The 7,956-nt window shown below is 68.9% G+C and carries 6 protein-coding genes and 3 pseudogenes; 4 read left to right on the plus strand and 5 right to left on the minus strand.

Annotated elements, in window-relative coordinates:
- Positions 1-317 (plus strand): annotated as a pseudogene (locus VKG81_RS04470) (hypothetical protein); the annotation flags it as partial.
- Positions 318-334: 17 nt separating this feature from the next.
- Positions 335-1,801 (plus strand): alpha/beta hydrolase, encoded by a 1,467-nt coding sequence (locus VKG81_RS04475; RefSeq protein WP_324390104.1) that lies wholly within the window; start codon positions 335-337, stop codon positions 1,799-1,801.
- Here VKG81_RS04475 and VKG81_RS04480 read toward each other — a convergent pair.
- The 3 genes and pseudogenes from VKG81_RS04480 to VKG81_RS04490 form a co-directional block, all read right to left on the minus strand.
- Positions 1,740-1,961, minus strand: a pseudogene (locus VKG81_RS04480) (NAD(P)H-dependent oxidoreductase); the annotation flags it as partial. The gene VKG81_RS04475 and the pseudogene VKG81_RS04480 overlap by 62 nt on opposite strands.
- 736 nt (positions 1,962-2,697) lie before the next feature.
- Positions 2,698-4,440 (minus strand): DUF3556 domain-containing protein, encoded by a 1,743-nt coding sequence (locus VKG81_RS04485; protein WP_324390106.1) that lies wholly within the window; start codon positions 4,438-4,440, stop codon positions 2,698-2,700.
- A gap of 91 nt (positions 4,441-4,531) precedes the next feature.
- Complete coding sequence (locus tag VKG81_RS04490; protein ID WP_324390108.1) at positions 4,532-4,729, minus strand: ferredoxin; 198 nt, start codon at positions 4,727-4,729, stop codon at positions 4,532-4,534.
- A gap of 295 nt (positions 4,730-5,024) precedes the next feature.
- Here VKG81_RS04490 and VKG81_RS04495 point away from each other — a divergent pair, with 295 nt between their 5' ends.
- Positions 5,025-5,573: an NADPH-dependent F420 reductase gene (locus VKG81_RS04495; RefSeq protein ID WP_324390110.1), complete on the plus strand. Its 549-nt coding sequence runs from the start codon at positions 5,025-5,027 to the stop codon at positions 5,571-5,573.
- Here VKG81_RS04495 and VKG81_RS04500 read toward each other — a convergent pair.
- Positions 5,531-6,799, minus strand: coding sequence for a WS/DGAT domain-containing protein (locus tag VKG81_RS04500; RefSeq protein WP_324390114.1), 1,269 nt, complete (start codon positions 6,797-6,799; stop codon positions 5,531-5,533). The genes VKG81_RS04495 and VKG81_RS04500 overlap by 43 nt on opposite strands.
- A gap of 27 nt (positions 6,800-6,826) precedes the next feature.
- Here VKG81_RS04500 and VKG81_RS04505 point away from each other — a divergent pair.
- Positions 6,827-6,956, plus strand: a pseudogene (locus tag VKG81_RS04505) (SDR family NAD(P)-dependent oxidoreductase); the annotation flags it as partial.
- A 53-nt stretch (positions 6,957-7,009) separates the two neighbouring features.
- Here VKG81_RS04505 and VKG81_RS04510 read toward each other — a convergent pair.
- Complete coding sequence (locus tag VKG81_RS04510; protein ID WP_324390112.1) at positions 7,010-7,927, minus strand: alpha/beta fold hydrolase; 918 nt, start codon at positions 7,925-7,927, stop codon at positions 7,010-7,012.
- Positions 7,928-7,956: the final 29 nt, after the last annotated feature.

Genomic DNA, 7,956 nt, shown 5'->3' on the forward strand with positions numbered 1-7,956 from the left:
GTCCGATCCTGGCCGACTACGACATGAACGTCGACCTCAAACTGGTCGGCTCGATCATGACCGAGTACGGGCTGGCGCGGCCCGGGCGGCGCCTGCCCAACTTGATCCGGGTCAACACCCCCGCTGACTTGGTGAACCGGCACTTCACCGCGACACGGCGTCCGGGGCGGCCTGGACGACAGCGGGTTGAGCGGGCGGATGCGAGCACTTCAGGCGCGTGCCGTCGACACGTAACCCACCCCGCATGCCCGCAGGAACGCCTGCTGATATGTGCAGCAGCCGATACTGGATTGCGGGGGCGTATCCGCCGCTGTTGAAAAGGAGCCATACACCGATGCTGGGCGTGTCACTGGACACTCCACCGCCGTTACCGACGCCGGTTCCGACTCCGCCGCCAACGCTCGTCCCGGCATTGCCCCAACCCGATTTCCACAGGTTCAATCACGGGATCGCTTTGCTGGGCGGATGGTTTCCGCTCACCGTGGAAATTGGCGTCGTGGTCTTGCTGATAGCCGTCATCGGTTGGCGGACCCGTCGCTGGCGCCTGGTGTGGGTGCCGGTGAGCGTCGCCATCGGGGCGATCGGCGCGCTGGTGGCGCGCGGGTACGTGAACTCCCAGAGCTTGCCGACCGACCCGGCTCCGCAGCGGCTGTGGCTGTGGGTTGGTGTTGTCATCGCCGCGACCGCGATCGCGGTCCTAGGTTGGCGCACCGCACGCTGGTGGCGGCGTGCGCTGTCGCTGCTGGTGATTCCGCTTGCCCTGGTCGCCGTCCTGCTGGCGGCCAACCAATGGCTCGGCTACTACCGCACACTGCAGTCCGCGTGGGATGCGCTCACCGCGGGGCCGCTGCCCGACGAGATCAGCGCCAACGACTTGAGCGCCCTGCGCAATTCGGTGCCGTCGAGCGGCAAGCTGGTCAAGGTCACCATCCCAGACAATGTGAGCGGTTTCAAACACCGCGCCGAATTCGTCTACCTACCGCCGGCATGGTTTGCCGGCCCCGCACCGCCGACCCTGCCAGCGGTCATGATGATCGCTGGTGAGTTCGACTCGCCGGACGAGTGGATCAGCAGCGGCAAGATTCTTCCCGCCGTGGACGGTTACGCGCACGACCACGGTGGCCGGGCCCCGATACTCGTGTTCATCGATCCCGGTGGCGTGTTCAACAACGACACCGAATGTGTCAACGGACCGCGGGGCAACGAAGCCGACCACCTCACCAAAGAGGTCCGCCCCTACATGATCTCGAAATTCGGCGCGTCATCGGCTCCGGCGCAGTGGGCGGTCGTCGGTTGGTCCATGGGCGGCGCGTGCGCGATCGACCTGACCGTCATGCATCCGGACTTGTTCAGCACCTTCGAAGACATCGCCGGTGACCGCGGACCCGGCTCGGGCACCAAGCAGCAAACCATCGATCGGCTCTACGGCGGCAACGCCGCGCAGTGGGACGCGTTCGACCCGAGGACCGTGATGGCGCGGCACGGGCCCTACGCCGGTGTGTCGGGGTGGTTCGAGGACACCACCACACCTCCAAATGATCTATCGCGCTCGCTGCTCGGCGCCTTCAAGAACCAGCCGCGGCCGGTCGCGCCGTTGGGCTACGGCGGCCACGACGAATGGCGCGACGACGAAACCGGCGCGGCGCAGGATCTGTGCGCGGCGGCGACAGCGGTCAAGATCAGCTGCTCAGTGCACACTCTGGTCAGCTTCCATACCTGGTCGTTCGCGTCGCGCGCGTTCAGCGACGCGCTGCCGTGGATAGCCGCGCAGGTCCACACACCGGCGGCCGGAGGCGCGTAGTTCCACTGCGCGCACTCCGCAGACTGTGCTGCCCGACAGCGGTTTCGATGTTGCCCGGGGAGGCGCCGATCATCGCCGACGGCTTTTGTGCGAATGAGTTCATGCCATGCGGGTGGCTGGCCCAGTCGATAGCGTTCGTCAGGCGGCCGGGGATGCCTCGGTTGTACGACGGGTGGGGGGCGCGGCGCGGTAAGCACGCTCGTTGGCCGCGCGTAGCACTGTGTACGGACGGGGCTCTGCGGCGCGGGGCGCGAGAAAAAACGACATCGCGACCAGCTTGGCTTTCTACGACAGAGCAAGGGGCCGGCTTCCGCCCGCGTCAGCGACGTCCAAGTCTTCGTGTCATATATGACAAACGCGTGAAACCAGGACGTACGAACGCCGATCCTCCAGAGACGTCGCACCGGTCCCCACGTGGTGCCACGCCTGCCGCCCCCGCGGTGGCGAACGTCACCACAGCGTCGGATGCTCCTGCGCACCAAGCAAAGCCGCCGCCACGGCCGCGCCGTCCCAGCCGTCGCGCACCACCCGCCCGACACCGTCGCGGCGGACCCAAAAAGACTGGCAACGAGCAATATTCGAAGTGTGCAGTATTCCCCGGGTTACGGGCTTTGCTGCTCACCTCGGTGCCGCACCGGCCGCCGTCACGGCATTGCCTCGGCCCAGGCGATATGACCCTCGAAGCCCAGCGTTCTGGACCCGAACCTCGGAACGTATCTTCGGCCGGTATCGCACCGCTTGACGCGTCGAGTCACGGTGACGATTCGCGCGGGTCGTCACCCCACAGCCGCCGTACCCGGCGCAGCACCTTCGCGCCGTCCTCACCAGCGACGTGACCGCTGCTTCGCGCCGACTCGAGCACGGCGCGCACACGTGGGTGCCGCAGCGCATCCCGGCTACCGGCTGGTCACCTGGCCGGGCCCATAGACCTGCACCGGAACGTCGTCGTCCCACGGCTGGCGGGTGACCATGTCGGCGACTTTGACACAGCCGCGTTCGAACTCGCCCGTCGCCGCGTCGACCAGCCGGTATTCCTGGGTCTGGCGGTGGATCGGTTGCGCGTCGAGCAGCACCACCCGCACCTCGCCCGGCTCGAAATGGCAGCGCTGCTGCATGGCCTCGATCAGCTGCTCGTTGTGCAGGTGGCCGTCGCCGAAGTTCCAGCCGATGGCGGTGCTGCAGATCCGCTCGCCGTCGGTGATCGTGTAGTCCTCCTCGTCCTGCCCGGCCACCGCCCGATGCGCGAGCGTGAACAGTGCCTTTCCGTGGGTGTTGAAGGCGCGGAAGGCATACCCGAGGTAGATCGGGATCTGCGCCGCCTCCGCGCTGCCGTAGTAGCGCTCCAGTTGGGCCTGAGGCATGCTCGCGATCGCGACGATCCCGTTGCCGATCTTCTGCTCCGCAGAGGGCTTGATGCACCACAGCGTGGTGTCCCAGTTGCCGGCGTAGTAGCGCATGCCGGGCAGGAACGAGATCTTGCGCGGGAACAGGTTGCCAAGAATCAAGATACCCGCGATGACGACGAACAGGACGGCCACGGGCACCGGGTTGTTCAGATCGCTCAGGCCGAGGTTGGCGTGCGCGACGAAGAGGCTGAGAATGCCGAAGATCATGAAGACGTTCCACTCCAGCGGCACCCCCATCGGAATGGCGGTCAGGATCACCAGGTGGAAGCACACCATCACGAACGCGGCCGCCGCGGTGAGCCACCCGCCGCGGCTGAAGAACAGCACCAGCGGCACGCACATCTCGACGGCGGTGCCGCCGTGGGCGAAGATCCGCGACAGCCGCCCGGGTCGCAGATCGTCGGGGAACTTCTCGAAAAACATCCGCTTGATCGACCGGGGACGGAACACCGGGCTGTTCGACATCATCGTCGACACCACGAACGGGAAATGCTTGTTGAGCTTGGACGTCGCCGCGCCCATCCAGATCACGACGAACACCACCTTGGCCGCGATGATCATGTCGACGCCGGCGAACAGGAAAGTCACGCTCAGCGTGGCGTATACCTCACCGCGGGCGGCGAGGAAGATGACCTTGTCGCGCAGGCCCAGCACGGCGAGTATCGCCAGAATCGTCGCGATCTGCCACTTCGGCAGCACGCCGACCGTCGTGTGCAGCGCGGGAATGGGGCCGGTGCCGTCCGAGAACAACGCCCACAGCAGCGCCGCCGCCAGTGCGGCGTACAGCGCGGCGTCGACCGGTGTGCGGGCGGTGCCTCTGGTGAACGGGATTCGTCCGGGCCACGGCGGCAGCCGAATCGTCCCGGGCCGCAACCAGTACAGGATCGAGCCCATCGGCGGGAAGAACCGGTTGTTGAGCGGGCCGAACCCGCAGCCGAGTCCGATGACTTCGAAGAGCATCGTGTAGAGCACGACCTTCTCGAACACGATCGGCTCCGACCACCAGGACGCGACGTTGGTGAAACCGTCGATGCCGTTGGTTGCGAGCGCGAACAGCCAGCCGCCGAGGATGTAGAGCAGGATCTTGGACACGTAGAACAGGTGCAGCGCGACCGGCGTGCCGAAACCCACCTCGGCCCAGTGCCGGGCCATCGGACGGATCTTCTCGCTGCGCGTGCCCTTGCTCCATTCGGCCATGTCGAGGACGGGCAGGTCGGGCTTCAGGAATCCCATGCGACAGAATCTAGAACGCGTTCTATTCGCCCGGGTAGAGGTTGCGCGGATGAACTCCCGGCCGGGCGCTTCGCCGGCCGGTCATCGCTCATCAGCCGTCCTCGTAGAGAATGAGTGCCTGCTCCGGGCAGGCGTCGACGCCCGCACGTGTGGCGGCCTCGTCCCCGGGCCTGACTTCATGCGCCTCGAGCACCGAGTAGCCGGCGTCGTCGATCGGAAACAAGTCGGGGTCGACGGCATAGCACTGGGCGTGTCCCATGCACTTGGAGTTGTCCACTCGAACCTTCATGAGCAGAAGCGTAAGACCCCCGTCAGCGCCTCCGGCGGTGCCGCTTCCCGCGCTTCGCCCGTAACTGCGTTACTCCGTAGGCGATGCCGTCGGCGATCTCCTCGATGCCGGTGACGCGGTCCGGGCAGGCGCACACGCCAGCGGCGGGACCGCGTGGATGGCCGCGACGCGCGCGCCCACGCAGTAAACCGGCACGGGGGTCCGTTAATCGTCGCGGGGACCCCGTGCACGACCGGTGGGAAGCGCCGTGGTTGTCCGTGCTTTCCATCACCGTCTGGGCGTGGTATCAGCTGTCATGAACATCGCAGTGATCGGCGCCGGTTCCGTCGGCAGCACATTGGGAAACGCCTGGCAGCGGCGCGGCCATGAAATCACCTACGGCGTCCCCAATCCGGACGATGGCAAGTATGGCTCGCTCGGGGCGGCTCTGAGGACCAACCAGCAGGCCGCCGCCGGTGCGGATGTCGTGGTGCTGTGCACGCCGTGGCAGGGCACGCAAGCGGCGGTGGCGGCCTGCGGCGACCTGGCCGGCAAGGTGTTGATCGACTGCACCAATCCGCTGACCCCCGACTTTGCCGCCCTCGAGGTGGGCCGCACCACGTCAGGCGCCGATCAGGTCGCCGGCTGGGCACCGGGCGCGCGGTACGCCCGCGGAGTGCGCCTGGTGGCCACCGATCTGGACTGGTCGCGCGGCCGAGGCCGGCAAGTGCACGGCACCGGCGAAGCGCTGCTGATGGCGATGGCGGGACGGCGGGCCGCGCTCGACGATCTCAGTGGCCCGGGCCAGTTCAGGCTCGCCCGTCAGCTCCGATCCGGAAGCGCGGCGTCGAGACGGTCGGTGTAGTCGTCGACGTCAGCTATCGCCGAGGCCGCCGCGTGGACGCTGATCGCGATCGTGTCGCCGATGCCGTGGACACCGTGCGTGAGGCCCATCATCGGGGACAGCGCCGGGTAGCCGGCGGTCAGGACGACCGGCAACCCGCCGAACCGAAGGTCGGCCGGACCGCGGTTGACACTGGACACCACCGTGTTCGCGGTGACCACCGGCGACCGGGCGTCGGCATCGAATCGTGCTACGCCCCAACGCAGCAGCGGAGCCGGCACGGCCAGCAGCGCGAGATCGCCGGTGTGAAACGCCGGATGCTCGCCGCGGCGTCGCCGCTCGGCCAGCTCGCCCGCGATCAGCCGCATCCGCTCATCGGCGGGACCCACGCCGGGATGCAAGCCCACGGCAACGTTCCCGAAGTGGTTGTTGGCCAGGCGCACACCGGGCTTGGCCATCGGCACCTCGGCGCCCAAGCTCGTGGCGTCCTCCCCGCGATCACGCAGATACCCCGACAGCGCCGCCGAGAGCGCGGCCAGAACCCCGACCGTGACGGTCGGTCCCGGCAGCTGCCAGCGCCGCCGCGTCAGAGTTCGCGCCAGCCGCACCCCACCCGGGCGGGTGTTGGTGCTCAACACCGGTCGCGGCGGGGCCGGCGGCGGAACCAGGCCCGCGACGGTGTCCCGTTGCAGCTGCCCATGCGCCCGCGACGCGACGACCGCACGACGAAGGAAACCCCCGTTCGCGCCGCCCCGGGCGGGTGCCGGAACCGCCGCCCGACGGCCCAACAACGCACCCGCCAGCGCCGCCGACCGGATGCCGTCGCCGAGCGCGTGCCCGACCTGCACGACCACCACCGTCGCGGGGTCCGCCCCGGGCACCCCGACGACCGGCGCGAACACATGCAGCCGCCAGGCCCAGCGCCGAAGGTCCAATTGGTGATCGGCCAGCCGGGCGACCGCGTCAAGGCAGTCCTGCCAGCCGACTTCCCCGACGCGGGTCACCACCTGAGAGGCGTCCGCATCCCGGCGGACCCACGCCGGGTACGTCGGCGAGAAGCCGTCCTCGACGCGCACCTGCAGCTCGGGGCAGGACCGCGCCCGCGCGAGGACCTCGGCGACGGCCTCATCCATGTCGGCGGGCCGGCCGGCGAACGCATAGAGCAGGAACTGGTCGTTCGGAATCTTGGCCGACATCCAGTAGAGCTGTGCGTCGACCGGGGTCAGCCGCACCTTCACCCGCAACATCGTGGCATGGCGCGGTAGCGTCACCCGGTGGCCCTTCCAGCACCCGGCGACGACCGAGCGGCCGTCGTCACCGGCGCGTCCTCGGGCATCGGCGAGGCAATGGCGCGGGAGCTCGTCCGGCGCGGCCATCGGCTGGTGCTGATCGCCCGCAGCGCCGCCCGAGCTGCTGCTGCCGCTGCTCGCACGCAACCACCCGGGCATGAAACGCACCTAGCCGGCGTGGCCGATGAAGTCCAGGATCCGGCCCGCGACGACGTCGGGCTGCTCGGGTTGCAGGAAGTGCCCGGCACGGTGAACGACGTGCATCGCCCCGTCGGGCGGCAACGCAGTCCGGGCACGGTCGGCGAGTTTGACCCCCAGGCAACCATCGTCGGCGCCGTGCAGATAGAGCGTCGGCAGCCGCAGCGGCCGCTGCCAGTACCGTTCGAGCTCGGCATACTGCGCGGGCGGCTTACCGGGCCGCGCGGTCGCCCGGTACGGGCCCAGCGCCGCCCGCCAGCTCTGCGGCGACCCGATCGCCGCGTCGACGTGGCGCAGGTCCTCGCTCGCGTCGAACCCCGGCGACCACCGCCGCCACAGCAGCGGCAGGATCCACGACTTGGAATGCTCTGGCAGCCAAGGCAGTTGGAAGTACATCGTGTACCAGCTGCGCAGCGCCTGCGCGGGCAGCAGGGCGAGCAGCGACCGCCGTAATCCGTGGCCGCGGCGCGGCCAGAACGCGCGCGACGGCGGCACCGACATCACGACCGCCCTGCGAAAAGGGCTGTCGGGCATCGCGGCCAGACCGGACGCCGCGATCGCTCCCCAGTCGTGCCCGATCACGACATCACGACCGGTCGGCCCGACCCCGTCCAGCACCCGCAACGCGTCGTCCATCTGCGCGCCGACGTGGTAGCTGCCGTGGGCCGCAAGGGTCGACGGCGCGTATCCCCGCATGAACGGCGCAACCACCCGCCAGCCCGCGGCCGCGAGCCGTGGCGCCAATAGCCGCCAGCCATGCGCGGTGTCGGGAAAGCCGTGCAGGCACAACGCAATCGGTGCGCCGGCCGCGGCATCGCGCGGCTCCCAGCTCAACCCGCGCAGCGTCACCGCCGGCGCCTGTACCTCGACCCACCCAGGCTCTCCCATGCCCGCAGCCTATCCGGGCGCGGGCCGGA

Source organism: Mycobacterium sp. (assembly GCF_035314905.1).
Classification (GTDB): domain Bacteria; phylum Actinomycetota; class Actinomycetes; order Mycobacteriales; family Mycobacteriaceae; genus Mycobacterium.